The following is a 23,763-nucleotide window of genomic DNA, read 5'->3' as shown; positions in this document are numbered from 1 at the left end:
ACTTTACAAATAAACTTAACAAATAAAAATCGACACGCTGTAGGGAATAATGAAACTTCACATTGAAACTCGACATGATGAGTGGAATCGGCGCATGACTGGCTGTCATGGAAAATCGGTATCTCATTGGCTATGCGCGGGTTTCGACGGAAGATCAGGATTTGCGCCTGCAAATCGAAGCGCTCAAGCGTTACGGCGTCCCGGAAAGCCGTATCATCACCGAAAAGAAATCGGGCGCGAAGCTGAAAGGCCGCAAGCTTTACGACCTGTTGAGGCGCGGCATCGGCAAGGGCGAACGGCTGGTGGTCTGGAAACTGGACCGGCTTGGGCGCTCGATGAAAGAGCTGATCCAGATCGTGGAAATGATCGAAGAGGCCGGGGCGGATTTCGTCAGCATCACCGACCAGATCGACACGACCACACCAGCCGGGCGGCTGTATTTCCACTTCATGGCAGCGATGGCGGAGTTCGAACGCAACCTGACTTCGGAAAGGACGAAGGCCGGTATGCTCGCTAAGAAACTCGCAGACCCCGAATTTCGCGCCGGTGCCAAGCGCAGCATTGCTGATGTGCCTGTGCGGCTTGAGCAGTTGCAGGTGCTGTATGATGGGAAGCAGTTCGAATTGGCCCCCAAATACAAGCAGCGCGGCCCCGACAAGGGAAAACGGATCGGCTACCGGATCAAACCCGGTATCGGTGTTAAGCTGGCGCAGATCCTCAAGGTGCTGAACGACTGCACGAAAAAGGAAAAGCCAATCCAGAACACGTTGACCATCACACGGTGGCTGGAAGAGGGTTGTCCTGGCTTGAAGCTGCGCGACGAAGACAAGATTGAGGAAGGCGCACAGGATGGAATTTAGCCTGCCACTTATCGTTCTGCTGGTAGCGGTTCTGCTGTTCTGGCTGATCTTTTGGACTGTTGGCGAAATGGCACGGGCCCGAGGTCACAGCCCTTGGCCGTGGTGGATTATATCCCTTTGCTGGTCACCGTTTGGTTCAATGGTCGTGCTGTGGTTATTCTTTGATGTTGTAGATGACGAATAGGAGGCGGGCTGGTGCGGAATTACGGGAACCTGACAGGGCGTATTAGCGCTAGTACTGAGCGTTTGTTCTATTCTCCCGCGTTCGTGATTGGGTTTCGCGACGGGCGCAATGATCTGCCGTTCAGCTATCCTAGCGCCAAGGGTCCGAACCCTCACCTGCGCAGCGCCCAGTTGGCATACGAGAGGGGGCGTCAATTCGGTGTATTGTGGCGCGGGAAATCGGTCGTTGATCTGTCGGCGATGAAAGGCGCGCTGGCCGAAATGCATAGACAGAAAATTATCACTTAAAGGAGCGACGACTGTGAGTTTTAGGAAGCGGTTGGACCCGAAGCGCGCCAACGTATGTTACCGTTATGGACACTCTTGGCTCAAGCTGCCGATGCTGCCGGTTCGGTATTGTGACTGTTGTGGGAATTGGAAGCTCAGATAAGGGAGGGGCGGCCTAAGCCGCCCGGATCACCTTAGGTTTCGGTAGATCAAAATCAGAAGGGCCAGATTGGCGGCCCCGATGATGAGCGAAAAAACCTCAATCATTAGTTACCTTTCTCCACGCGGGAAGGCCAAACGCCATCGCAGCGCACGCAAGTCCGATATATGCTGGCGCACCGTCACGCTTGTATTTTGTGATGGTGTTGTCAGCAGTTCCAAGGCGTCTTGCAGCCTCTCGACCGCTGATACCCATGTGCTCAAGCCAAGCGTTGAAATCGTCCGCTGTCATTGATCTGGCCTTCCCTTGTGGTTATGTTGGCGGAGTGGCCGGGAGCTTTCGCCCCCGACCCGCTTCTTACTTCCTTCTAGCGGTTATCAGTATGGCCACCGAGACCGCTAGTTGGAGGGTTTGAAGCGCTAAGGATATGTAATCCATCCTTAACCTCCGTTTCGATCATCTTGCCCTGATCGGGTGGGCAGGTTGGCCTCATTGCCTTCCATGTCTTAAATATAAGACAAAGAGGGCAGCAATGCAACCAAAAATAAGACAAAAACGCCAAAAGTATCGCAAAATTGAGACAGATGAGCAATCCAGACTGGCCCAACCGAATCCCCTTCGATCTGCACAAACAACTTGAGGCCCGCCCGATTGATGGCTGGCAAGCCGCGCTGCGCGTCTGGGCGAAGGCGCACGGTCTGAAGCTCAAAATCCAATGGTGGCGGCAGTTAGAGATCACCATCGCTGATCTGCATTCGCGTAGGTATGTGGTCAAGCCGCAGGATCACTGGATGGCGATCAAAGAATGGCTGGAGCGTCACGATGTGCCAGCGCCGGAAAAACTGCCGGAGTAGCCAGAGGTGGATTCAGTTCGATATTGATTCCGGAGAACGTTTAGGGAAACTCTGTACGGGTTTTGTACGAAACCTTGTCAGCAATGCACGGTTTGTTCCTGCAAGTTTCTGCGAGTTACGTGATCAGACCACGAGGAATTCTGGCCTAAATATTTGTTTTTATAAGGAAATCATGGTGCTGCTGGAGAGAATTGAACTCTCGACCTCTCCCTTACCAAGGGAGTGCTCTACCTCTGAGCTACAGCAGCGCTGTGGGCGGGTGATTAGACTCAAACGAAACGGGGCGCAAGGGTGTCTGGACGGTTTTTTTCGCCTCCTGTAGAGAAAGATCATGACAGATAAAAACTCACCTACAAAACAAGGCAAATCCGGGGATGCGCGCGAAGAGCGGCTGAAGGCTGCGCTCAAGGCAAATATGGCGCGGCGCAAGGCGCAGGCCAAGGCGCGCGCAGCATCCGGGGATAAGGCCGACAAGGACGAGGGATAAGAGCAGATGGATTCGATTCTGGTGACGGGCAACGGCCCGCTGAACGGTCAGATACCGATCGCGGGGGCCAAAAACGCGTGTTTGACGCTGATGCCCGCAACTTTGCTGAGCGAAGAACCGCTGACGCTGACCAATGCGCCGCGGCTGAGCGACATCAAAACCATGACTGCCCTGCTGCAATCGCTGGGGGCCGAAGTGTCGTCGTTGCAGGACGGGCAGGTGATCGCAATGTCGAGCCACAACCTGACCAGTCAGACAGCTGATTATGACATCGTGCGTAAGATGCGTGCCTCGAACCTTGTGCTCGGCCCATTGCTGGCGCGGTTTGGTCAGGCGGTTGTGTCGCTGCCCGGCGGTTGCGCGATCGGCGCGCGGCCGATGGACCTGCATGTCGAAGGGCTTGAGGCGCTGGGCGCTGAGATTGAGCTGAAAGACGGGTATTTGCACGCGCATGCTCCGGGCGGCTTGAAAGGCGCGGTGCATGAGATGCGTTTTGCGTCTGTGGGTGCGACTGAGAACATTGTCATGGCAGCCACACTCGCCAAGGGCACTACGGTTTTAAAGAACGCAGCCCGTGAACCTGAGATTGTGGATCTGGTCGAGTGCCTGCGCAAAATGGGTGCTCAGATTTCGGGTGAGGGGACCTCGACCATCGAAATTCAGGGCGTTGATCGTCTGCATGGCGCGACGCATCAGGTCGTCACGGACCGGATCGAATTGGGCACTTATATGCTGGCCCCGGCCATTTGCGGCGGCGAGGTAGAGCTGTTGGGCGGTCGGATGTCATTGGTCGACTCGTTCGCGGCCAAGCTGGACGCGGCGGGTGTCAGTGTCACTGAAACCCAGGCGGGTCTGAAGGTTGCGCGCAAGAATGGGCGTGTGGCCGCAGTGGACGTGGTGACCGAACCCTTCCCCGGCTTCCCGACTGACCTGCAAGCACAGATGATGGCGCTGATGTGTACGGCAGAAGGCACCTCGGTGCTGGAAGAGCGCATATTCGAGAACCGTTTTATGCACGCCCCTGAATTGGTGCGGATGGGCGCGAATATCGAGGTTCATGGCGGCACGGCTACCGTGACCGGCGTTGAGCAGTTGAAGGGCGCGCCGGTGATGGCGACGGACCTGCGTGCCTCGGTCTCGTTGATTCTGGCGGGCTTGGCGGCAGAAGGGGAAACCACTGTCAGCCGGGTCTATCATTTGGACCGCGGATATGAGCAAGTAGTGCGCAAGCTGGAAGGTGTGGGTGCTAAAATCGAACGGATCAAGGGCCAATGACAGACGCGAGTTTTCACGACGGGCGCGAGGCCCCTTTGAATCTGGGTGCCGAGGATGCAGATGACCTTCAGGTGATCTCGACCCTGACGCAGGACGCGGTATTTCCGATCACCGAAATGACGTGGCACCCTTCGCAACGCCGCTTTGGTCTGCTGCTGAACCGCTTCCGGTGGGAGGATAAGGACGCAGCGACCCGCCGGGATCGCCCGTTTGAGCGGGTGCAGTCCGTGCTGGTGTTCGATTCGGTGCTATCCGTGGCCAGTCAGGGGATCGACCGCAGCGACAAGGACATGGTGATGTCTCTGCTTTCCGTCGACTTCGAAGCAAGCGAAGATGGCGCAGGTAAAATCATGCTGACGCTGGCCGGCGACGGGGCAATCCGACTGTCCGTCGAAGCGCTGGATGCGACCCTCAAGGACGTGACGCGGCCCTATCAGGCTCCGTCGGGTCAGGCTCCAAACCATCCGGAATAAGCGCGGCATATCGCAGGCTTTCCCGGGGCCTAAGGCGGGTTTGATAATGCGTCCCGCCACGGTTTTTGACGTCTTCGATATGAGCCGGGTTTTAACCCGCTCGATCACGCAGCTGTGTCGGGCGGATCATCACGATGATCCTCAGGCGATCGCAAAATGGACGGCGAACAAGACCCCGGCGTCGATCCGCGAATGGATCACGTCGGGATCGCAGCTTTGGGTGGCCGAGGAAGCCGGGCAAGTGGCGGCGGTGGGTGGGCTGCGCGAGGCAGAGATCACGCTGCTCTATATCGACCCGGAGTTTGTTGGGCAGGGTATCGGTGCCGCCCTGCTGCACCGTTTGGAGCAGGAACTGGCCTTTGCCGGACACCTTGAAGCCCGGCTCGAGGCCACTCGGACAGCGCAAGAGTTCTATCGGCGGCATGGCTGGCAACCCACGGGCCTATGCGGCGCGCGGGGCGATGTGTCCTGTTTTGGCATGCACAAATCGCTGCACCCCAAGGACTAAGGGTTGAGGACGGCCTGTCCCGGCGATATGTCCCCCTGAAACGCCCCGGAGTGCCAGATCATGCCCGTTTTCCTCGACACTACATCGTCCGAGTTTGAAGCTGCCTTTCAAACCCTGTTGTCTACCAAGCGCGAAGACAGCCCGGACGTCGATGCAACTGTGGCGCAGATCATCGACGATGTGCGAACCCGAGGGGATGCGGCCGTCATTGAGCTGACCGCAAAATTCGACCGGCTGGAATTGACGCCTGAAACCTTGGCCTTTTCCGCCGACGAAATCTCGGCGGCGGTTGCACAAGTCTCGGACGAGGATCGGGCCGCACTGGAGCTGGCTGCGGCACGTATTCGTGACTATCACGAAAAGCAGATGCCCGAGGATCGTCAGTGGACAGATGCGGCTGGCGCGACCTTGGGCTGGCGTTGGTCTGCGGTTTCGGCGGCGGGGCTCTATGTGCCGGGCGGGCTGGCGTCTTATCCGTCCTCAGTGCTGATGAATGCCATCCCTGCCAAGGTTGCCGGTGTCGAGCGTTTGGCCATCGTCGTTCCTACGCCGGACGGGCAAGTGAACCCTCTGGTCCTGCTGGCGGCACAGCTGTCTGGTGTGGATGAAGTCTATCGTATCGGCGGCGCGCAGGCGGTTGCCGCTTTGGCTTATGGCACTGAGACGATTGCTCCGGTCGACAAAATTACCGGCCCCGGCAACGCCTTTGTCGCCGCCGCCAAACGCCGCGTGTTCGGCAAGGTTGGCATCGACATGATTGCTGGCCCGTCCGAAATCCTTGTGATTGCGGATAAGGACAATGACCCCGACTGGATCGCTTTGGATTTGCTCAGCCAGGCCGAGCATGACGAAAGTGCGCAGTCGATCCTGATTACCGATGACGCAGGCTTTGGTCAGGCTGTGGCGCAGGCGGTCGAGAAGCGGCTGGAAACCTTGCAGCGCCGCGCCATTGCCGGGGCAAGTTGGCGTGACTTTGGCGCAATCATAACGGTCCGCGATCTGGACGAAGCCGCCGCCCTGTCTAATCGCATTGCGCCGGAACATCTTGAGCTTTGCGTCGCTGACCCCGTCGCGTTGAGCCAGAACACCATCCACGCCGGGGCCATCTTTCTTGGTCAATACACGCCTGAGGCCATTGGCGACTATGTCGGCGGCCCCAACCACGTGCTGCCTACGGCGCGGTCGGCACGGTTTTCGTCTGGCCTCAGCGTGATGGATTTTCTCAAACGCACCACGCTCAGCCAGATGACACCCGAAGCTTTGCGCGCCATCGGCCCGGCGGCCGAACAGTTGGCGCAATCAGAGAGCCTTGAGGCGCACGGTTTGTCGGTGACGGCGCGTCTGAACCGCTTGAACGGCTGATGTGACGCAAAGACCTATGAAATGTGGCGCTTCTGTCCGTTGCTCAATGAAATGCGTTGTTATAGGTCTGTGCTGACGTGAAGGATTGTGACCCTAAAATGACCCGCATTTCGCATATCGAACTGGACGACAGTAACCTGCCCCCACCGACCCCTGAGATCGAGCAGGAGCGCAAGGTCGCGATCTATGATTTGCTGGAAGATAACAGCTTTACCCTGCCGCAGCGGGAAGAGCGTGCAATTCCGGACGGGCCGTACCACGTGCAACTGTCGATCCGCGACAAGCGTCTGGTTTTTGACATCGCCACCGAGGCCGAAGAGAAAGCGGCTGAGTTCCACCTTTCACTGGGTCCGTTCCGGCAGGTGGTCAAAGACTATTTCCAGATCTGTGAAAGCTATTTCAACGCGGTGAAATCCCTGCCTCCCAGCCAGATCGAAACCATCGACATGGCCCGTCGTGGCATCCACAACGAAGGCAGCCGGGTCTTGCAGGAACGACTGGAAGGCAAGGCCGAGATCGACACCGACACCGCCCGCCGCCTGTTCACGCTGATCTGCGTGCTGCATTTCGGGGGCTGACGGGTGAAGCCGCTGCCGCAGTCGGTCCTGTTTTGTTGCGACCACAACTCGGTTCGGTCGCCGATGGCCGAAGGCATCATGAAGAAGTTCTACGGCACCGGCACCTATGTGCAATCCGCCGGAGTACACAACGATCTGGAGATTGACGGTTTCTGTATCGCGGTCTGTCATGAGATCGACGTTGAGCTTTCGCGCCACCGGTCACGCTCGTTCGACGAGATGGAGGAATGGGGGGATGACCTCAGTTCGTTTGATCTGGTGGTGGCCCTGTCCCCGGCCAGTCAGCGAAAAGCGTTGGAGCTGACCCGGATTTTTCATCTGGATGTCGATTATTGGCCAATAATGGACCCTACCGGACTGGGCGAAAGCCGCGAACAGAAGCTACACCACTACCGACAGACCCGCGATCAGATCGTTCAGCATCTGAAGGACCGCTGGGGTGAACCAACGGAGTGATCATGAACCAGACCGTCAAAACCTATTTCGAGGCCTTCAACGCGGGTGATGTGGATGGCATGTTGGCCTGCCTGTCCGACGATGTGGCCCATCACGTGAACGAAGGCCAGATCCGCGTTGGCAAAGAAAAGTTTCTTGCCTTCTGTGATCACATGAACCGCTGCTACCGTGAGAACCTGACCGATATCGTCGTGTTCGAGGCCGAAGGCGGCACCCGCGCGGCGGCGGAATTCATCGTGAACGGCACCTATCTCGAAACCGACGAGGGTCTGCCCGAAGCGCACGGCCAGACCTATCGCCTGCCTGCCGGGTCGTTCTTTGACCTCAAGGACGGCAAAATTACCCGCGTGACCACTTTCTACAACCTTGCCGACTGGACCAAACAGGTGTCCAGTGCCTGAGGTCAGCGCCGTCCGTCCCCTGACCGGGGCGGCGCTTGAGGCTGCCTTGGACGATGTGGCCCGCCTGCGGATTGAGGTGTTTCATGCGTGGCCGTACCTTTATGACGGTGACCTCGACTACGAACGCAAATACCTGCAATCCTATCGCAACAGTGACAAGGCCATTGTGGTTGGCGCATTTGACGGCGACCGTTTGATCGGTGCCTCAACTGGCGCGCCACTAGTCGATCACGCCGACGATTTTGCGGCCGCCTTCGAGGGCACAGGGCTGGACCTGTCCGAGATCTTCTATTGCGCCGAATCCGTCCTGTTGCCCGACTACCGGGGGCAGGGGGTTGGTCACAAATTTTTCGATCTGCGCGAAGCTCATGCCCGCGCGCAGGGCTTCCGCAAATGCGCGTTCTGCGGCGTACAACGCCCGGCGGATCATCCGATGCGACCGGAGCACTATCGCCCACTGGACGCCTTCTGGCGCGCGCGGGGCTACGAACCTTTGCCCGGCGTGGTTGCGCAGTTCTCGTGGAAAGACATCGGCGAAGAGGGCGAGACGCTAAAGCCCCTGCAGTTCTGGATCAGAGACCTCTGATCAAAGGGCGCAGAAAAGTTGCTCGAATTGTGTTATTGTTGGGCTTTCTGTTGGGGGAAGTGCAATGAAACGCTATGTTATTGAACGCGATCTGCCGGGTGTAGGCTCTATGTCTGGTGAAGAGCTGTGCGGCGCGTCTGCGAAATCAAACGAAGCACTGGCTCAAATACCGGGCGTACAATGGGAGCATTCCTATGTGGCCGGTGACAAAACATTTTGCGTCTATCTGGCCGAGAACGAAGATGCGATCCACAAACATGCAGAGCTAAGCGGGTTTCCTGCCAACACGGTCACCGAGGTTTCCACCATCATTGATCCGACAACCGCAGGATAACGGGGGCTGTACTCTGGCCGGTATCCCCGACTAAGGTCTGGCGAATTTGACCGTACAGGGACGCTGCCATGAAAATCGCAACCGCCGCTTACAACCTCGACTGGCTCGACAGTTGGGCGCAATACGAGGACAAGCTGGATCATTGGGTTCGCGATGCCGCGGGGCAGGGGGCGGAACTGCTGGTTTTCCCCGAATACGGCGCGATGGAATTGTCGACTTTGGACGGGCCAGAGGTGGCCGGCGATCTTGAGCGTTCGATCCACGCGGTGTCAAACCGGATGGAAGAGGCGCAAGCGCTGCATCAGCGTCTGGCGCAGGCGCATAACGTTTACATTATGGGGGCCTCAGCCCCTATCGTGGACGGTCCGGGTCGTCCGGTCAACCGGGCTGCATTCTATGCGCCCGACGGTCGGGCAGACCATCAGGACAAGCAAATCATGACACGGTTCGAGCGTGAGGCCTGGGATATTGCACCGGGCGGGCCGCTGAAACTGTTCGATACGGCGCTGGGCAAGATCGGCGTCCTGATCTGCTATGACAGCGAATTCCCCTTGCTGGGTCGCGCGTTGCAAGAAGCCGATCTGATCCTAGTGCCGTCCTGTACCGAGGCGCTCTCGGGCTATTGGCGCGTGCGCATCGGAGCCATGTCACGGGCGCTGGAAAATCAATGTGTTACGGTGATGGCGTCCTTGGTGGGCAACAACGACTGGTCCGAGGCGGTGGATATGAACACCGGAACGGGCGGCATTTTCGGCCCGCCCGACAAAGGGTTTCCGCCCACCGGAGTGCTGGCCGAAGGCACCCTGAACCAGCCCGGGTGGACCTATGCTGAGGTTGACACCTCGGCCATTGCTGAGGTTCGCGCCGACGGTCATGTACTGAACCGCACCCATTGGGAGGAGCAATCCCCCAGAGTCAATTCAGTCACAATATCCCCGCTTTAGGTGATTCTGGCCTTGAAATGAGCTAGAAATAGGCTCATTTAAGCGCACATCCTCGCAGATTCTGCGAGTGCAACGTAAATGTGGAGACAACATGGCCAAGGAAGATACGCTCGAATTTCCCGGTGTCGTGAAGGAACTCCTGCCTAATGCGACGTTTCGGGTCGAGCTGGAAAACGGCCATGAGATCATCGCACATACGGCAGGCAAGATGCGCAAGAACCGCATCCGTGTTCTGGCCGGCGATAAAGTTCAGGTCGAAATGACCCCCTATGATCTGACCAAGGGTCGGATCAACTACCGCTTCAAGTAACGCCTGCCGCAATGGCGTTTATCTTAGGATCGGGCAGCCCACGGCGGCTGGACCTGCTGGCCCAGCTTGGCGTGCAGCCCGATGCCATCCGCGCGCCCGATATCGACGAGACGCCTTTGAAGGGCGAGTTGCCAGTGCCCTATTGCAACCGCATCACGCGGGCAAAAGTACAAGCGGTTCAGGCGGATAGCGACGATGTCACCCTCTGTGCAGACACAACCGTGGCTCTGGGCCGCCGCATTCTGGGCAAACCCGAAGGCGAAGGCCAAGCGGCTGAATTCCTGCACGCTCTGTCCGGTCGTCGGCATCGCGTGATCACATCGGTCGCGGTGCGGCGCGGGGAACGTGTGCTGCAACGGGACGTGGTATCTCAGGTCAAGGTCAAGCGCCTCTCGGACGTTGAGATCAACGCCTATCTGGCGACCGGAGATTGGCAGGGCAAAGCCGGTGCCTACGCCATCCAAGGCCCGGCTGGCGCGTTCATCCCGTGGATTTCGGGGTCATTTACCGGCATTGTGGGCCTGCCCCTGTCTGAAACTGCCGCCCTTTTGCAAGGCATCGGCTATCCCCTGTATCGTGAGGCATCATGAAGGGTCGCACCATCGTTCTGGACCATATCGACAACCGCGAAGCCGCTGCTCTGATGGTGGATGGCAAGTTGGACGATTTCCTGATTGCCTCGGACGCTCCTGCGCCGGGAACAATCTATCGCGCCCGCGCCGACCGACCCGTGAAAGGGCAGGGCGGCATGTTCCTGACAACGCCCGATGGCCCGGCCTTTTTGCGCCAGGTCAAAGGGTTGGCGCCGGGTGCAATGTTGCTGGTGCAGGTCACAGGCTTTGCCGAGCCGGGCAAGGCGCTGCCGGTCACGGACCGGGTTCTGTTCAAAAGCCGTTATGCGATCGTCACGCCCGATGCGCCCGGCCTGAATATCTCACGCTCGATCCGCGATGAGGATGAGCGTGACCGACTGCTAGAGATTGCGCATGAATGCATGGATGGCTGTGCCCACGGCCTGATCCTGCGGTCATGCTGTGCAGGCGAGGATGCGGGTGAGATTGCCGAAGACATCAGCGCCATGCTGGCCCATGCCGAGCAGGTCCTGAACGATCAGGGGACCGAGCCGGACGTTTTGCTTGAAGGTGACGGCCCTCATGTGCTGGCCTGGCGTGATTGGACCGACCCTGCTGAGATCGTGACCCAGGCCGGAGGGTTTGAAGCGCAAGCGGTGCTTGACGCTTTGGATGAGGCGCGCGGCATTTCCGAACCTTTGCCGGGCGGTGGCCACCTATACATCCAGCCGACGCGGGCCTTGGTCGCTGTGGATGTGAATACCGGCTCAGATACATCGCTGGCCGCGGGAACCAAAGCCAATTTTGCCTGCGCTAAAACACTGGCGCGTGCGCTGCGTATTCGCGGCCTTGGCGGGCAAATCACGCTGGATCTGGCCCCCATGCCCAAAAAAGATCGCCGTGGCTTTGAATCGGCCCTGCGCTCCGCATTCAAAGCGGACGGAATTGAGACGACACTGGCCGGCTGGACCCCTTTGGGGCACTACGAGTTGCAACGCAAGCGCAGCCGTATTCCACTGGCTGTGGTGTTGAAATGAGCTGCCCGATTTGCGGCGAAGGTACCGTGACCAAGTTCCGCCCCTTCTGCTCAAAACGCTGCGCAGACATTGATCTGGCCAAGTGGCTGAACGGCTCATATGCCGTCCCGTCGCAGCGCGAAGAGGACCCGGACGCCGATGTTTTGGACAGCGAGCAAACGCAATCACGCCCGCATTGAAAAAATGTAAGAAAGCCTCTGGACACTGCGTGATGCAAGTCATAGAAGGCCCTCACCCAACGATGATGATCGTTCCCGTGCCCGGGTAGCTCAGGGGTAGAGCAGTGGATTGAAAATCCTCGTGTCGGTGGTTCGATTCCGCCCCCGGGCACCACTTTTCTCCAAGAAAAGCAATGTGTTGACGGTGTGGCCGCGGTTGCACCTCGTTGGTTGATTGCCCGGGACTGCACCGGGACTGCGAATTCGCACCTTACTTTCCATTTATTCGATTGCAAGGAAGATGGCTTTGTCCGGAAAGATCGATCAGGCCGTCAGCAACTTGGCCTGATCGTGGAAGGTATCCAATACGCTACTCAACCGGTTCCGGTTGAACAAATTGAATCCCCATCCAGTCGAGTTCTTCTCGCAGCACGTCTGCAAAGAAACCGAGACCATTCAACAAGTCTGCAGGATCCAGAGCGGCGACCCAATTTGCAAATTCAACTTTGTGATCGTCGAGCACGCTTAATGTCGTGTGAAGCTCCCAGTTCATCCCAGCATAGAGGTCGTCTCGGGTCGTTCGTCCATTGGCGATTTCAAGCAGCGCGGTGTGGGAAAGAACCCTGTCCATATCCCGCTCTCCCAGCCACCCTTGGCCGTTTGCATGCTCCCACCAAGCTTGTGGAAAAAGCTCTTCCAGACAGTTGGAGAACAATAGGCCCAGATTTTGAGCTTCAGTTACGATTCCCGACGAAGGCAACTTTAGAAGCTTCACGTGCTTAGGACGCTTTAGCTCTTCGGAGAACTGCTTGAATGCTCGTTCCCCTTCCTCGTCGCAATCGACAAAACCAATTGAACGCCGCCTGTCACCATCATGGTGCTTGGTTTTGAACTCCCATGCCCGAAGCATGTTCGCCACGTAATTTACTCCTGCCCTCTGAGGAGGGCGCGTAATTGAAATAGGCGTTTCTTCAGAGACATTCATTGCAGTTATTAGAGCACTCAGAACAATGAAGTCAGATTCGCCTTCCACGTAGATTGTCGGAGTTGTGGCTTCGAGTTCAGCAATGGTTCGCTGCATGTCGGCGCGCTCGCGATCTGATGCCTCTAACTGCGCCATTGCGTTGGCCATGTGGGGGGCGACAATCGGCATCACTCCCATTCTTGCATCAAGCTCGTTGATAGATGGAGGAACTTTCTGTGCTTGGCTTCCTGCGATGTCGTCTGATTTTGATACAAATGTTGTTGAAACAGTCAGATCTTCTGAAGGCGACACGTTGAAGAATATCGGAGAATGAGTAGTCAGCAGGATCTGCGTTGTGTTTCCTGCTGCCAGACGTTGAAACAGCTGAGACGTCTCACGCGCACGGCGCATCTCCAAGTTGTTTTCAGGTTCTTCGTAGGCCCAGATAAAGGTGTAGGGTGTGCCGCCTCTTTCCAAAAGGGAGCTTTTTTTGTCGGCGATGAACTTTAGAATGAGAGGGACGTATCTGCCTTTGACGCCGTCTCCCCTTTGGTCAAGCGAGATTCGCTGTTCGCCATTCAAAAAGTCCAAAGTCTCGAAAATGTGGCTCAGGTCATTGGGGAGCTTCAATAGGGTCGTATCGTGGATTTCGCTCGAAATGTCGTCGATCAGAGCGGTCACATTGTTCCCGATAGCGTTCTCAAACTCGGTGCTGCTGTCACGGAAAGATTGCTCAGAAACCTCAGATATTACTCGATAGATACGCCCACGCAAATTGCGAAGGTAGTCCTTCCCACGAATGGCGGGGATGTAATCAAACTCTACCCGAGACAACAGTGGCGGCACTTTGGATCGGTTGGAAAATTCTTCCTCTATCCACCTTGTGCGCCCCTGACGGTTCACCGCCTTCCTTAGACCGGTCCAGTCGCGTAAGTCCTGTAGACCATCTGCTCGCCATTTCTTCTTCCAAATCGCGCGCTCACCGTTGTTTGCATGATAGGCTTGGCGTGGATAAAAACCATGTTTTCCCGACCGGAATACGCTTTTGTTTCTTTTGCAGAAGCATCGATGCGCGCCCGGTATCGTCTTCTGCCTTTTCGAGTGTAAGCAATGTGTCGAGTGTCGCTTTCATAGCCGACGAGCCACGCGGCCTGCCTTTGTCTCCGGTGCCGACATGGTGGATGAAAAGAACATGTGCGCCAGTCGTTTTCGCAATGAATTGGGCATTTTTGAATACTCTACTCATATCTTTCGCAGAGTTTTCGTCGGCATCGCCGATACTCAGATTAAGCGTATCGAAGACAATCAACAGTTTTTCGCAGTAGTGGTATTTCTGGAATTCTTGGGCGTAGTCGCGGAAGGCGACAACTTCGTTGAGATCGCTCAGGTCCGGGCCTTCGTCCAACACTTCAAACGCCGCCGCGTCGTCCGGCGCTGTCTGCATGAACGGATACGCCCTTTCCAGAATGCCCTCTGGGTCTTCCACGGCAACATACAGAACGGCGGCTTGTTTCACCTTCAGGTATCCCATGTCTTGTTCCATTGCGACGCTGGACGCGATGCTGGACATGACGGCGGATTTTCCCAAGTTGGATTCACCTGCGATCATACCAACCTGACCTGCCAACAGCAGATTTTTCACGATGTATGGGCGGTTCGGGTTGATCTTATACTTGTTGGCGGAAACCGTCGAATGGCCCTTGAATGTTGGGGCTTCCTTGGTGGCCATCGGTTTGGTTTCGTTGATGTCTTTCACTACTGTTTACCTCATATGATTGGTTGATTTCTGCGGGCTTCGCGGGGGGAAATCGGAAGCCAAGCGTGATATTGTGCCGATGGTGAAAATGCGGCAAAGAAACCTGCATTTTTCCGGACGGGCGGACGCACCCTCTAAAGAGGGGCGTCCGCCCGTCCGGTGTCCTACGCAGGATTCGAGGGCTTCACGGTCGCAACGATGTGGTCCAGTGCGGTGCTCAATTTGGTCAGCGCAACGACCTTCGGGTCTTCCGTATCGTTCATGATCCGGGTCACCACCATGTAATGACCCGCTGATCCACTTGCGCCGGTCTTGGCAGAGCGGTCCGTGTGATCGAGGATTTCCTCGACAGTCTGGATCGGCACCTGCAATTCGTTCAGCAAAGTAGCACCAGTGCGGCGCAAGTCATGGCGTGTCCAGTCACAGGTTTTGCTGCCCTTCTGGATGTGCTCGGCGATCCGGTTCCAGTTGTCGAGCTTGCCACCATCCCGGTTCGGGAACACGAAAGCAGAGCCATCCTCCTTCGAGTAGCCAGGAAGCACTTTGAGCAGGTCCAAAGCTGCTTGCGACAGCGGCAGGCGCTGGCTACGGCCTTCACCTTTGGTGTCTTTCACCTCGGGTTTGGTCCAGACGCCATTCAGGAAGTCAAAATCCCGCCAGCGGGCATTGGCGACCTCTTCGCGCCGTGCCAAGGTCAGCAGGAGAAAACGCATGGCGGCGGGGCCATAGTCGTTCTTTGGCAGCATGTTCCGACGGCGGATTTTTTCCGGTGCCGGGTATCGCAGCAACGGGACAATTGCTGCGAGTTCTTCGGCTGTCAGCACGCGTTCACGCTTGCCCTTGATTGTTGGATCATCGCTCGCGGGATCATGGATGCGGCGAAGCTCGGCCACATCAAGGCGAGTAGGGCGGCCCGCACCAATCTTACCGAATTTGCGACCCCGGTGCGCGGCCCAGTCGAGCACCGGAGAAAGGTATGACAAAGCGCGGGACACTTGACCGTTCGCACTGGTCTTCCCTTTCAAAGGGCGAACTGGTTTATAGCCATTGGCCACCACGGCTATTTCTTCAGCGGTCAGCGCCTCGACGGTTTTATCCAGTAGCGGGGCAAAGACCCGCTCAATCGCGTTCCGTGTGTAGGCGGACGATTCAGCCCCGCCACGGGGTCTCCAGCTTTTCTTGGTCTTGGCGAATACTGGCTGCACTTCGTCCAGAAGTTCCCGGAGGGTTATATTGTCGAATTTGGCGACGGCGGGCGCAGACGGTTTTTCCATCCCGAGAAATTGCACCTCCGTTCGAAGCTGGTTGGCTGTGGCGCGAGCGGTCTTGAGTGAAACGTTCGGGTAGATGCCGATTGTGTATGTCGCGTATTTCCCGGCCTTGTTGCGGAGCATGCCTGATCACAGCCTGAGCTTTGCAAGGCGAGGTCCAGAGTGTCGGTCACATCCTCGGTCTTCATCGTCGTGCAAAGCTTCCAGGCGATGACGTAACGGCTGAAGTCATCCAGGATCGTACTGAGATAGAACCACCCCCAGCCGATCACTTTCAGATAGGTAAAGTCGGTCTGCCAAAGCTGGTTCGGTCGTGTCGTTTTGTCTTGAAACTCATCCGCTGCGGACAAAACCACATAAGCCGGGCTGGTGATCAGGTCGTACGATTTGAGGATGCGATAGACGGAAGCCTCTGACACAAAATACTTTTCCGTGTCGGTGAAGCGGACAGCCAACTCACGCGGAGACAGCTCGCTTTCCTTCAGGGCCAGATCCTTGATCTTCTCGCGCACTGGTGTGGGAATGCGGTTCCAGACCCGTGACGGCGTGGGTCTACGATCTTCAAGCGCCTCGGGGCCACCGACAAGATATCGGTCGTACCAGCGATAGAAGGTGGTCTTCGGAATGCCCAGCTTTTCCAAAGTGCGTTTGGTCGGCAGATGCGATTGCTCAACCAAGCGGATGATTTCCAGTTTTTCGGATGCAGGATATCTCATTCCTCGTCGTCCCCATCCGCGATCATGCTTTTTTTGAGAAGCCGCAGTTCCAGGGCCTGTTCTGCCACAACTTCTTTCAGATCGCGGGCTTCACGGCGCAGGTCTTTGACCTCGGTCGATGTCGCGGCACGTGCCGTGTCGCCGGCCAGACGTTTCTTGCCGGCTTCCAGGAACTCTTTGGACCAGCTGTAGTAGAGGCTCTGTGCAATGCCTTCACGGCGGCAGAGCTCCGCAATGCTGTCCTCGCCCTTGAGGCCGTCCAGAACGATCCTAATCTTTTCTTCTGCGGAATACTGTTTGCGGGTCGCACGGCGAATGTCCTTTACGACCTTCTCACCGTGGCTCTGCTTAGTTCCGGGTTTCTTTCTCATCTCCACTCCTTGGCGGTTACGATGAGCCAGAAACCCTCTCTTATCAAATCAACCTAAACTGTCCCATTGGCGCTGACGTCAGACAAGCCACCGGCCCGCCTTTCCCTCATCTTTGAGTTCTGCTTTGCGGCTTTCCAATGCATCAAGTGCCACGTCGCGTAGGCAGTGCAGGTTCTTGATCGCCTCACGCTCCCGGTTTTGTCTTTCTTTGATAGGGTCGATACCCTGTCGCACCAGAGACTGCGCTTGGTCAGCAGCCTCCCGTGCCTCCTTCAAGGTGACATGCTGGAGCGCCCCTAGTCCCATCTCACGACGACGGCCATGGTGGGTGAACCGCAAGAACCATTGTCCTCCACCGTCAGGCCGCTTGTGCAACCACAAGCCAGCGCCATCATTGTACTTTCCAGGCTTGGCTGCATTTACGGTCAGCGAAGTAAGGCGGTTGATAGTCCGTGGTATCTATCCACCTTTCTGTCCACCCACAATATGTGGATTACTATGACCTAAGATGGGGCACTTTGATACAAGTATTTTCTAGTAATTATAATAAAATCATAATATTAAGGTATTTCGCGAACCGCCATGGCACAAGTATTCATGGCCGCCCCCGGGCACCATTTAGGGTCTACCTTCTGATCAATGCGGATTTCGTGGAAAAGCAGCCCGTGATAAGCCCGACGGACGGTAGTTTTCTCTTCGTTTAATTGTGAAATAACGGAACCCTCTGTTTGGGTGTTCTGTTTCCGACTGTCGTGCTGTGCCATCAGCTGAAAGCCGTAGTGGGCTGATATGAGTGCTTCCTCAGGGCATCACTGATCTGCCAGGCGGTAAGTCGCATCGCTGATGTTGGTTGAGGTCGGTTTCAGTGAGATAACACGACAGTTGCCGAACTGTTATTTTAAACCTGAACATTATCAGCACCGACCCGAGTAAAGTGGCGGTTAATTTGCAAAAACTCAAAACTAATTTACGATAATATCGCAGGGATAAGATTGTTGCGCGTAGCTCTTGAAGGATGGCGCGTTGGCATGGTTCAATTTTTTGGCCAATCCGGTGCTACAAGCCGCTGGCCAAGAAGACCCGGACGCGGTGACTTCCCGCAACTGTCCGCAAGGTTCGCCAACGTCTGATAAAGACGCAAAAAACAAGCATAACAAGTGACCAACATGGAGATCTCAAATGAAGAAACTAGCGATGCTATTGGGAGGTGTATCGACAGCGGTCGCCGGACCAGTAATGGCGGCAGATATCGTGATCGGTGTACCGAACTGGGCCTCAGTGAATGCCACGGCGCATATTCTGGAACTGATTATCGAAGAAAACCTGGGCCTTGATGTCGAACTGCAAAACGGCACGAACCCGATTGTGTTCGAGGCGATGGACAGCGGATCGATGCATGTCCATCCCGAGGTCTGGATGCCGAACCAGCAGAACCTGCACGACACCTATGTTAAGGACAACGGCACTGTCGTCATGAACGAAAACCCGGTGCAGGCCGAGCAGGGCATGTGCGTTCCGACCTATATCGCGGAAGAGCACAACATCAAATCCATCGATGATCTGAGCGATCCCGACAAGGTGGCGATCTTTGATACGGATGGAAATGGCACCCCGGAAGTTTGGATCGGCGCGCCCGGCTGGGCTTCGACCGTAGTCGAGAAGATCCGCGCCAAGTCCTACGGCTACGATCAGATCTTCGACATGACCGAGTATGAGGAAACGATCGCCTATGCCAATCTGGCCAATGCCACCAAGGCCAATGAGCCATGGATCGGTTTCTGTTATAGCCCGCATTACATCTTTGTGACGCAAGACCTGACCGTTCTGGAAGAGCCCGCGCATGATCCGGCCACCTGGACCATCGTGCAGCCCACTGATGACCCGGACTGGCTGTCCAAATCCGAGGCTTCGACGGCCTGGAATGGCGCAACTCTTCACCTGCACTACGCCAAGGAACTGGAAGACAACTACCCCGAGGTTGCCGCCCTGTTCCGCAACTACCAGATGCAGGGCGACGATCTGAGCGCGATGGGCAAGGCGCTGGCCGTGGATAACGTCGAAGCAGCTGATTTTGCTCGGCAATGGGTGGACGATAACGAAGACACCGTTGTCGGCTGGCTGACCAACTAAATTGCGCATCCGGGGGCCGTCGCGACACAACGCGGCGGCCTTTTTCATATCTGCCGGGCGAAACTACGCCTTATGGGGGGCAAATGGACGAACCTGTCGTAAAACTTGATAATGTCTGGAAGATTTTCGGCGCACGGGCCGAAGAGGCTATGGCAGCAGTCCGGAGCGAGGGCATCGGCAAGCCCGAAGTTCTGGAGAGATTCAACTGTGTCGTCGGCGTGCAGGGGGCGACCTTCGAAGTCCCGAGGGGTGAGATATTTTGCATCATGGGCCTTTCGGGGTCGGGCAAGTCTACTCTGGTGCGGCATGTGAACCGTCTGATTGAACCCACGGCGGGCAAGATCGAGATTCTCGGTCATGACGTATCAAAAATTTCCGAGTCTGAACTGCGCCGCATCCGGGCGCAACAGATCGGGATGGTGTTCCAGCATATGGCACTGATGCCGCACCGCTCAGTCCGGGATAACGTGGCTTATCCGCTGGAAATCCGCAAAGTGTCCAAATCCAAGCGCTGGGCGGTGTCTGATCACGCTCTGGGGCTGGTTGACCTGACTGGGTATGAAGATCGCCTGCCCAAGGAACTGTCCGGAGGAATGCAGCAGCGGGTCGGGATTGCCCGTGCGCTGGCGTCGGACCCGGAAATCCTGTTGATGGATGAGCCGTTCTCGGCACTAGACCCGCTGATCCGACTACAGTTGCAGGACCAGTTCAAGGCGCTGGTGGCGCAGCTGCAAAAGACGACGCTGTTTATTACTCACGATCTGGATGAGGCCATACGCATCGGCCATCGCATCGCCATCATGAAGGACGGCGTGATCGTGCAGATCGGTACGCCAGAAGACATCGTTATGAACCCGGCGGATGACTACGTGCGCGAGTTTGTGCAGGGCATTTCCAAGCTGAAGCTGGTAAAGGCCCATTCGATCATGGAGCCCCTTAGCAGCTACTCCGGCCCGACCGAGGGCGCTCCACGCGCCGATGAAGGGGCTGATCTGGATCAGTTGATCGATCTGGCGGTCAACACGGACCTGCCGGTCATCATCACGGATTCTGGTAGCGATGTGGGTGTTGTGACAAAACCGCGCCTGCTGCGTGGTATTCAGGGGGGCAAAAATGACTGATGCAGCGACAGAACTGAAGGTCACCGCCGCCTCTGACATTGAGGTGGACCGCGACGCTCTGGACCGTTCCATTCAGGAATTTGCGGGTCCGAACGGGGACTACTACGTCAACGCGTTCCACAAAATCCATGACGCGACCAGCGCCGTGCCGAACACGTTCAACCTGTGGGCGGCGGTGTTGGGGCCGTTCTGGTCAGCCTCTCGTGCGATCTGGGGGATGTTCTGGGCGTTCCTGATCCTTGAAATCATCGCATGGGTCCAGATCGGACGCGGAGCTTGGGGCAACCCAGGGTCGGATTTCGCCGAGCGGGCAGCGCGCCAGCAGGAACGCGCCGCCGAGTTACTGGCGCGTGCGGCGGAAGCCACGGAAAAGGCAGACATCGACCGTTTCACTAAACTGGCGGAGAACATACAAAAAGCAGCGGATACCAGTTTGGAACGGGCGGCGGCTGCACAGTCCGAGGCGGCGGGCATTCTGATCACCGGCCTGCTGATGCTACTGGTGTTCAAACTGGTTCAGGGGTTTTACGCAGACCGTATCTACGAAAGACAATACTCCAGATGGCGGATTGACCCTGACAGCACCGAAAGCGGGCGTTCCACGCGTAACACAGTTCTGGGCGCCATACTGATCGCGGCGATCGGGCCGCTTATCGTCTACAAGTTTACCGTGAATGCCTCGCTGGCGATGCTGGATGCCTTTCCCGAAAAGGAAGTGTCCGCACTCATTCTGGGTGAAGACAACGGCACGTTGTTCTCCGCCGTTGCCAGTTGGATGGAGGCGCAGATCGACGCAGCCGCGGCGGCAGGGGGCGATGTCTTTGACGGGATCGTCGCCGGAGTTCGCTCGGTTCTGGATGCTTTGACGATTGCTCTGATCGGGTCGCCGTGGCCGGTTGTCATGCTTGTTATTTGCGTGACCGCATGGCGTGCGGCGGGTCCGCGTGTGGCGATATTCACCGCGTCATCGCTCGCTTATATCGCTCTGCTGGGCTATTGGGATGTGGCAATGGAGACGGTCGCGCTGGTCGGTGCGGCGGTGTTGCTGTGTGTGGTGTTCGGCATCCCGCTGGGAATCTGGTTCGGCAAATCCAAGCGCGCCTATCGCGCGGCGGAACCGGTGCTGGACCTGATGCAAACGCTTCCGGCCTTCGTTTATCTGATCCCGATCATTGCCTTCTTTGGTACAGGGAATCCGCCGGGCATTCTGGCGACGATCATCTTTGGTATGCCGCCAGTGATCCGACTTACTGCGCTGGGAATGCGGGGCGTGCCGGAAAGCATCAAAGAGGCGGCAGTCGCATTTGGCGCCTCGAAATGGCAGTTGCTGAAGGATGTGGAAATCCCGCTGGCCTTGCCGTCTATCATGACCGGCGTGAACCAGACCATTCTGATGTGTCTGTCGATGGTGGTGATCATCTCGTTGATCGGCGGCGGCGGTCTGGGCAAAGAGATCCTCGAGGCGCTGCAATACGCCGCCAAGGGACCGGGCCTGCTTGGTGGTTTTGCCATCCTGTTCTGTGCGATGGTCATCGACCGGATCGTGCAGGGGGCCTTCCGGCGAGAAGACGAGAAAATCTGAACGCTCACGCCCCCGGTTGTCGCCGGGGGCGTTTCTCTTTGATTGGGGAAGATAATGGCCGATCGCTATGAACAGTCCATGATGGACAATCTCTATTGGTGGGGCGTGCCGACGTTGTTCCGCTGCCCAAATGAAGGCCCCGAGGGACAAGATATTGCGCTGGTGGGCGTGCCGCATTCGACCGGCAATGGCACGACCGAGCGGGATCAACACCTTGGCCCACGCGCTCTGCGCCATGTCTCGGCTGTGCAGCGCAGGGTGCATTCGGTGTTCGGCATTGATCCATGGAACAGCGCGCGGATTGCCGATGTGGGCGACGTGCCGTTTCCGCGTGCGAATGACAATGAGGACTGCATTGAGCAAATTACGGCCTTTTATAAGGACATAGATGCGGCGGGCGCGCGGCCTGTCTCGGTCGGAGGCGATCATTCGATCACCGGTGGGATTGTGCAGGCGCTGGGCAACGGCAAGCTGGCGGGCGGCGGGCCTGTCAGCTTTCTGCATTTGGACGCGCACACGGATGTGTTTACCAAGGTTGACCATTTTCTGGGCGCCAAGAAATCGGCGGCCCATTGGGGCGCTTATCTGGCCGATCAGGGGCAGGTCGATCCGACACGGTCGATGCAGATCGGGCTGAGGGGGCATCCGCGCAGTCTGGATTGGCTGCAACCGTCCTATGACTATGGCTACAACATCGTCACCATGCGTGAATTTCGGCAGCGCGGGCTTGAGGATGTTGTGGCGCAGACGCGCGAGGTTCTGGGTGATCGTCCAGTCTATATCACCTTCGATTTGGACTGCCTCGACCCGACGGTTGCGCCGGCCGTATCCAATCTGGAACCCGGTGAAAAAGGGTTCGACATTGATGAGGCTGTCGGCATTCTGCGTGCCGCGCGCGGGTTGAATATCGTCGGCGGAGACGTCGTCTGCATGATGCCGACCAAAGACAGCCCGAACAACATCACCGCCCTGACCGCAGCGGCGGTGATGTTCGAGATGATCTCGATGATCGCGGAAAACGTCGGTTAGCCCCGCGCATCCACCGCCTGAGCCAACACGCAAAGCAGTTCGAACATCAGCGAGATACCCAGCCACGCCGTGCCGCCTTCGGGATCAAAGGGCGGCGCGACCTCGACCAGATCGGCACCAACCAGATTGACGCCCGCCATCTGACGTATGACCTGCTGCGCCTGAAAGCTGTTGGGGCCGCCAATTTCCGGCGTACCTGTGCCGGGGGCATAGGTTGGGTCGACAAAGTCGATGTCATAGGTGCAATAGGTGGGCGCAGTTCCAACGATGCTGCGCACTTCGACCATGACGTCGTTGATGCCCCGGTCGAACAACTCCTCAATACGGATGATGCGGATGCCCTGTGCCTCGCCCCATTCGATGTCTTCGGTGTTATAGGCGGTGCCACGAATGCCGACCTGCACAAAGCGTTTGGGGTCGACCAGCCCTTCCTCGACCGCGCGGCGGAACGGGGTGCCGTGGGTGAATTTGTGGCCACCGAAATAGGTGTCAAACAGATCGGTATGGCTGTCGAACTGGATAAGGCCCAGTGGGCCGGATTTGGCCAGCGCGCGCAGGACGGGCAGGGTGGTCAGATGATCCCCTCCGGCGGTCAGAGGGGTGATGCCGCGCGCGGTCAGATCAGCATAAAAGCTGGTCACGCGATCCAGCGTATCCTCGATATCCACCGGGTTCGGTGCGACGTCTCCCAGATCGGCGCATTTGACCATCGAAAAAGGCGCAACCCCGGTCACCGGGTTCATAGCGCGGATCATCGTTGAATAATCCCGCAGCTGTCGTGGCCCGTGCCGGGCTCCGGGGCGGTTGGTGGTGCCGCCATCCCATGGGATTCCAACCAGACCCAGTTCAACCTCGGCAATGCGTTCATGGTCCAGCGTCATGCTGGGCAGGCGCATGAAGGTAGGGATACCAGCGAACCGGGCAAGTTCCATTGCCGAGACGGGCTGAAAAAACGAGTTGGTCATGTGCTTCCTCTCACTGGTTCCGCTGCGAACCTAGCGGCAGGGGCATGAATTGG

26 protein-coding genes, 2 tRNA genes and 1 pseudogene are annotated in these 23,763 nt (G+C 57.3%); 22 read left to right on the top strand and 7 right to left on the bottom strand.

Features of this window, described 5'->3' with window-relative positions; genetic code table 11:
* Nucleotides 1-107: 107 nt before the first annotated feature.
* A complete protein-coding gene (locus ACOQOY_RS07750; RefSeq protein WP_420584883.1) occupies nucleotides 108-860 on the top strand; it encodes a recombinase family protein in 753 nt (250 codons plus the stop codon).
* Nucleotides 861-2,054: 1,194 nt separating this feature from the next.
* Nucleotides 2,055-2,324, top strand: coding sequence for a hypothetical protein (locus ACOQOY_RS07745; protein ID WP_420584882.1), 270 nt, complete (start codon nucleotides 2,055-2,057; stop codon nucleotides 2,322-2,324).
* A gap of 173 nt (nucleotides 2,325-2,497) precedes the next feature.
* Here ACOQOY_RS07745 and ACOQOY_RS07740 read toward each other — a convergent pair.
* A tRNA-Thr gene (locus ACOQOY_RS07740) sits at nucleotides 2,498-2,572 on the bottom strand.
* A gap of 83 nt (nucleotides 2,573-2,655) precedes the next feature.
* Between ACOQOY_RS07740 and ACOQOY_RS07735 the strand changes: the two genes are divergently transcribed.
* From ACOQOY_RS07735 to ACOQOY_RS07660, 16 genes are all read left to right on the top strand, one after another.
* Nucleotides 2,656-2,811 carry a hypothetical protein gene (locus tag ACOQOY_RS07735; RefSeq protein ID WP_420584881.1) on the top strand — a complete coding sequence of 52 codons (156 nt, stop codon included), beginning with the start codon at nucleotides 2,656-2,658 and terminating at the stop codon, nucleotides 2,809-2,811.
* A gap of 6 nt (nucleotides 2,812-2,817) precedes the next feature.
* A complete protein-coding gene (gene murA, locus ACOQOY_RS07730) occupies nucleotides 2,818-4,086 on the top strand; it encodes a UDP-N-acetylglucosamine 1-carboxyvinyltransferase (protein ID WP_420584880.1) in 1,269 nt (422 codons plus the stop codon).
* The gene (locus ACOQOY_RS07725) at nucleotides 4,083-4,559 is read left to right on the top strand and encodes a DUF2948 family protein (protein ID WP_420584879.1); all 477 of its coding nucleotides are present in this window, start codon (nucleotides 4,083-4,085) and stop codon (nucleotides 4,557-4,559) included. The genes murA and ACOQOY_RS07725 overlap by 4 nt, the downstream gene beginning before the upstream one ends.
* A gap of 46 nt (nucleotides 4,560-4,605) precedes the next feature.
* Complete coding sequence (locus tag ACOQOY_RS07720) at nucleotides 4,606-5,067, top strand: GNAT family N-acetyltransferase (RefSeq protein WP_420584878.1); 462 nt, start codon at nucleotides 4,606-4,608, stop codon at nucleotides 5,065-5,067.
* A 60-nt stretch (nucleotides 5,068-5,127) separates the two neighbouring features.
* The gene (hisD, locus tag ACOQOY_RS07715) at nucleotides 5,128-6,429 is read left to right on the top strand and encodes a histidinol dehydrogenase (RefSeq protein ID WP_420584877.1); all 1,302 of its coding nucleotides are present in this window, start codon (nucleotides 5,128-5,130) and stop codon (nucleotides 6,427-6,429) included.
* 98 nt (nucleotides 6,430-6,527) lie between these two features.
* On the top strand, nucleotides 6,528-7,007 hold the full coding sequence (locus ACOQOY_RS07710) for a UPF0262 family protein (protein WP_420584876.1): 480 nt from the start codon (nucleotides 6,528-6,530) through the stop codon (nucleotides 7,005-7,007).
* Nucleotides 7,008-7,010: 3 nt separating this feature from the next.
* Entirely contained in the window at nucleotides 7,011-7,463 is a 453-nt protein-coding gene (locus ACOQOY_RS07705) for a low molecular weight phosphatase family protein (protein WP_420584875.1), read from the top strand.
* Nucleotides 7,464-7,465: 2 nt separating this feature from the next.
* The gene (locus ACOQOY_RS07700; RefSeq protein WP_420584874.1) at nucleotides 7,466-7,864 is read left to right on the top strand and encodes a ketosteroid isomerase-related protein; all 399 of its coding nucleotides are present in this window, start codon (nucleotides 7,466-7,468) and stop codon (nucleotides 7,862-7,864) included.
* Nucleotides 7,857-8,450, top strand: coding sequence for a GNAT family N-acetyltransferase (locus tag ACOQOY_RS07695; RefSeq protein ID WP_420584873.1), 594 nt, complete (start codon nucleotides 7,857-7,859; stop codon nucleotides 8,448-8,450). Before ACOQOY_RS07700 ends, ACOQOY_RS07695 begins: the two co-directional genes overlap by 8 nt.
* A gap of 64 nt (nucleotides 8,451-8,514) precedes the next feature.
* Nucleotides 8,515-8,784: a DUF4242 domain-containing protein gene (locus ACOQOY_RS07690; RefSeq protein ID WP_420584872.1), complete on the top strand. Its 270-nt coding sequence runs from the start codon at nucleotides 8,515-8,517 to the stop codon at nucleotides 8,782-8,784.
* A gap of 68 nt (nucleotides 8,785-8,852) precedes the next feature.
* A complete protein-coding gene (locus tag ACOQOY_RS07685; RefSeq protein WP_420584871.1) occupies nucleotides 8,853-9,728 on the top strand; it encodes a carbon-nitrogen hydrolase family protein in 876 nt (291 codons plus the stop codon).
* Between the two features lie 91 nt (nucleotides 9,729-9,819).
* The gene (infA, locus tag ACOQOY_RS07680) at nucleotides 9,820-10,038 is read left to right on the top strand and encodes a translation initiation factor IF-1 (RefSeq protein WP_005978431.1); all 219 of its coding nucleotides are present in this window, start codon (nucleotides 9,820-9,822) and stop codon (nucleotides 10,036-10,038) included.
* Nucleotides 10,039-10,049: 11 nt separating this feature from the next.
* Nucleotides 10,050-10,628 carry a Maf family protein gene (locus ACOQOY_RS07675; protein WP_420584870.1) on the top strand — a complete coding sequence of 193 codons (579 nt, stop codon included), beginning with the start codon at nucleotides 10,050-10,052 and terminating at the stop codon, nucleotides 10,626-10,628.
* Entirely contained in the window at nucleotides 10,625-11,647 is a 1,023-nt protein-coding gene (locus ACOQOY_RS07670) for a ribonuclease E/G (protein ID WP_420584869.1), read from the top strand. The genes ACOQOY_RS07675 and ACOQOY_RS07670 overlap by 4 nt, the downstream gene beginning before the upstream one ends.
* The gene (locus ACOQOY_RS07665; RefSeq protein WP_420584868.1) at nucleotides 11,644-11,826 is read left to right on the top strand and encodes a DNA gyrase inhibitor YacG; all 183 of its coding nucleotides are present in this window, start codon (nucleotides 11,644-11,646) and stop codon (nucleotides 11,824-11,826) included. Before ACOQOY_RS07670 ends, ACOQOY_RS07665 begins: the two co-directional genes overlap by 4 nt.
* A gap of 79 nt (nucleotides 11,827-11,905) precedes the next feature.
* A tRNA-Phe gene (locus tag ACOQOY_RS07660) sits at nucleotides 11,906-11,980 on the top strand.
* 195 nt (nucleotides 11,981-12,175) lie between these two features.
* Here the strand turns inward: ACOQOY_RS07660 and ACOQOY_RS07655 are convergent.
* The 5 genes and pseudogenes from ACOQOY_RS07655 to ACOQOY_RS07635 form a co-directional block, all read right to left on the bottom strand.
* Nucleotides 12,176-13,672: an ATP-dependent nuclease gene (locus tag ACOQOY_RS07655; protein ID WP_420584867.1), complete on the bottom strand. Its 1,497-nt coding sequence runs from the start codon at nucleotides 13,670-13,672 to the stop codon at nucleotides 12,176-12,178.
* A gap of 76 nt (nucleotides 13,673-13,748) precedes the next feature.
* Nucleotides 13,749-14,525 (bottom strand): AAA family ATPase, encoded by a 777-nt coding sequence (locus ACOQOY_RS07650; protein WP_420584866.1) that lies wholly within the window; start codon nucleotides 14,523-14,525, stop codon nucleotides 13,749-13,751.
* 164 nt (nucleotides 14,526-14,689) lie between these two features.
* Nucleotides 14,690-15,799 (bottom strand): tyrosine-type recombinase/integrase, encoded by a 1,110-nt coding sequence (locus ACOQOY_RS07645; protein ID WP_420584865.1) that lies wholly within the window; start codon nucleotides 15,797-15,799, stop codon nucleotides 14,690-14,692.
* Nucleotides 15,800-15,900: 101 nt separating this feature from the next.
* Nucleotides 15,901-16,883, bottom strand: a pseudogene (locus ACOQOY_RS07640) (transposase); the annotation flags it as partial.
* A gap of 78 nt (nucleotides 16,884-16,961) precedes the next feature.
* Nucleotides 16,962-17,312 carry an Arm DNA-binding domain-containing protein gene (locus tag ACOQOY_RS07635; RefSeq protein ID WP_420587223.1) on the bottom strand — a complete coding sequence of 117 codons (351 nt, stop codon included), beginning with the start codon at nucleotides 17,310-17,312 and terminating at the stop codon, nucleotides 16,962-16,964.
* A gap of 750 nt (nucleotides 17,313-18,062) precedes the next feature.
* Here ACOQOY_RS07635 and ACOQOY_RS07630 point away from each other — a divergent pair.
* The 4 genes from ACOQOY_RS07630 to ACOQOY_RS07615 all read left to right on the top strand — a co-directional run bounded on the left by ACOQOY_RS07630 (nucleotide 18,063) and on the right by ACOQOY_RS07615 (nucleotide 22,745).
* Nucleotides 18,063-19,013, top strand: a complete 951-nt coding sequence (locus tag ACOQOY_RS07630) for a glycine betaine ABC transporter substrate-binding protein (RefSeq protein ID WP_420584864.1) — start codon at nucleotides 18,063-18,065, stop codon at nucleotides 19,011-19,013.
* A gap of 83 nt (nucleotides 19,014-19,096) precedes the next feature.
* Nucleotides 19,097-20,134, top strand: coding sequence for a quaternary amine ABC transporter ATP-binding protein (locus tag ACOQOY_RS07625; protein ID WP_420584863.1), 1,038 nt, complete (start codon nucleotides 19,097-19,099; stop codon nucleotides 20,132-20,134).
* Nucleotides 20,127-21,716, top strand: coding sequence for an ABC transporter permease (locus ACOQOY_RS07620; protein ID WP_420584862.1), 1,590 nt, complete (start codon nucleotides 20,127-20,129; stop codon nucleotides 21,714-21,716). Before ACOQOY_RS07625 ends, ACOQOY_RS07620 begins: the two co-directional genes overlap by 8 nt.
* 54 nt (nucleotides 21,717-21,770) lie before the next feature.
* Entirely contained in the window at nucleotides 21,771-22,745 is a 975-nt protein-coding gene (locus tag ACOQOY_RS07615) for an arginase family protein (RefSeq protein ID WP_420584861.1), read from the top strand.
* On the opposite strand, the gene ACOQOY_RS07610 is transcribed toward ACOQOY_RS07615, so the two are convergent.
* Complete coding sequence (locus ACOQOY_RS07610; RefSeq protein WP_420584860.1) at nucleotides 22,742-23,710, bottom strand: agmatinase; 969 nt, start codon at nucleotides 23,708-23,710, stop codon at nucleotides 22,742-22,744. The two genes, ACOQOY_RS07615 and ACOQOY_RS07610, sit on opposite strands and share 4 nt — an antisense overlap.
* Between the last annotated feature and the right edge of the window lie 53 nt (nucleotides 23,711-23,763).

This window comes from Ruegeria sp., assembly GCF_965221235.1.
GTDB lineage: Bacteria > Pseudomonadota > Alphaproteobacteria > Rhodobacterales > Rhodobacteraceae > Ruegeria.
The sequence above is the reverse complement of the archived record's forward strand: the minus strand, read 5'-3'. Positions and strand labels throughout refer to the sequence as shown.

Coding starts and splice junctions, on each gene's coding strand:
- ACOQOY_RS07750 (WP_420584883.1), top strand. CDS start 108: ATGGAAAATCGGTATCTCATTGGCTATGCGCGGGTTTCGACGGAAGAT.
- ACOQOY_RS07745 (WP_420584882.1), top strand. CDS start 2,055: ATGAGCAATCCAGACTGGCCCAACCGAATCCCCTTCGATCTGCACAAA.
- ACOQOY_RS07735 (WP_420584881.1), top strand. CDS start 2,656: ATGACAGATAAAAACTCACCTACAAAACAAGGCAAATCCGGGGATGCG.
- murA (WP_420584880.1), top strand. CDS start 2,818: ATGGATTCGATTCTGGTGACGGGCAACGGCCCGCTGAACGGTCAGATA.
- ACOQOY_RS07725 (WP_420584879.1), top strand. CDS start 4,083: ATGACAGACGCGAGTTTTCACGACGGGCGCGAGGCCCCTTTGAATCTG.
- ACOQOY_RS07720 (WP_420584878.1), top strand. CDS start 4,606: ATGCGTCCCGCCACGGTTTTTGACGTCTTCGATATGAGCCGGGTTTTA.
- hisD (WP_420584877.1), top strand. CDS start 5,128: ATGCCCGTTTTCCTCGACACTACATCGTCCGAGTTTGAAGCTGCCTTT.
- ACOQOY_RS07710 (WP_420584876.1), top strand. CDS start 6,528: ATGACCCGCATTTCGCATATCGAACTGGACGACAGTAACCTGCCCCCA.
- ACOQOY_RS07700 (WP_420584874.1), top strand. CDS start 7,466: ATGAACCAGACCGTCAAAACCTATTTCGAGGCCTTCAACGCGGGTGAT.
- ACOQOY_RS07690 (WP_420584872.1), top strand. CDS start 8,515: ATGAAACGCTATGTTATTGAACGCGATCTGCCGGGTGTAGGCTCTATG.
- ACOQOY_RS07685 (WP_420584871.1), top strand. CDS start 8,853: ATGAAAATCGCAACCGCCGCTTACAACCTCGACTGGCTCGACAGTTGG.
- infA (WP_005978431.1), top strand. CDS start 9,820: ATGGCCAAGGAAGATACGCTCGAATTTCCCGGTGTCGTGAAGGAACTC.
- ACOQOY_RS07675 (WP_420584870.1), top strand. CDS start 10,050: ATGGCGTTTATCTTAGGATCGGGCAGCCCACGGCGGCTGGACCTGCTG.
- ACOQOY_RS07670 (WP_420584869.1), top strand. CDS start 10,625: ATGAAGGGTCGCACCATCGTTCTGGACCATATCGACAACCGCGAAGCC.
- ACOQOY_RS07665 (WP_420584868.1), top strand. CDS start 11,644: ATGAGCTGCCCGATTTGCGGCGAAGGTACCGTGACCAAGTTCCGCCCC.
- ACOQOY_RS07645 (WP_420584865.1), bottom strand. CDS start 15,799: ATGGAAAAACCGTCTGCGCCCGCCGTCGCCAAATTCGACAATATAACC.
- ACOQOY_RS07630 (WP_420584864.1), top strand. CDS start 18,063: ATGAAGAAACTAGCGATGCTATTGGGAGGTGTATCGACAGCGGTCGCC.
- ACOQOY_RS07625 (WP_420584863.1), top strand. CDS start 19,097: ATGGACGAACCTGTCGTAAAACTTGATAATGTCTGGAAGATTTTCGGC.
- ACOQOY_RS07620 (WP_420584862.1), top strand. CDS start 20,127: ATGACTGATGCAGCGACAGAACTGAAGGTCACCGCCGCCTCTGACATT.
- ACOQOY_RS07615 (WP_420584861.1), top strand. CDS start 21,771: ATGGCCGATCGCTATGAACAGTCCATGATGGACAATCTCTATTGGTGG.
- ACOQOY_RS07610 (WP_420584860.1), bottom strand. CDS start 23,710: ATGACCAACTCGTTTTTTCAGCCCGTCTCGGCAATGGAACTTGCCCGG.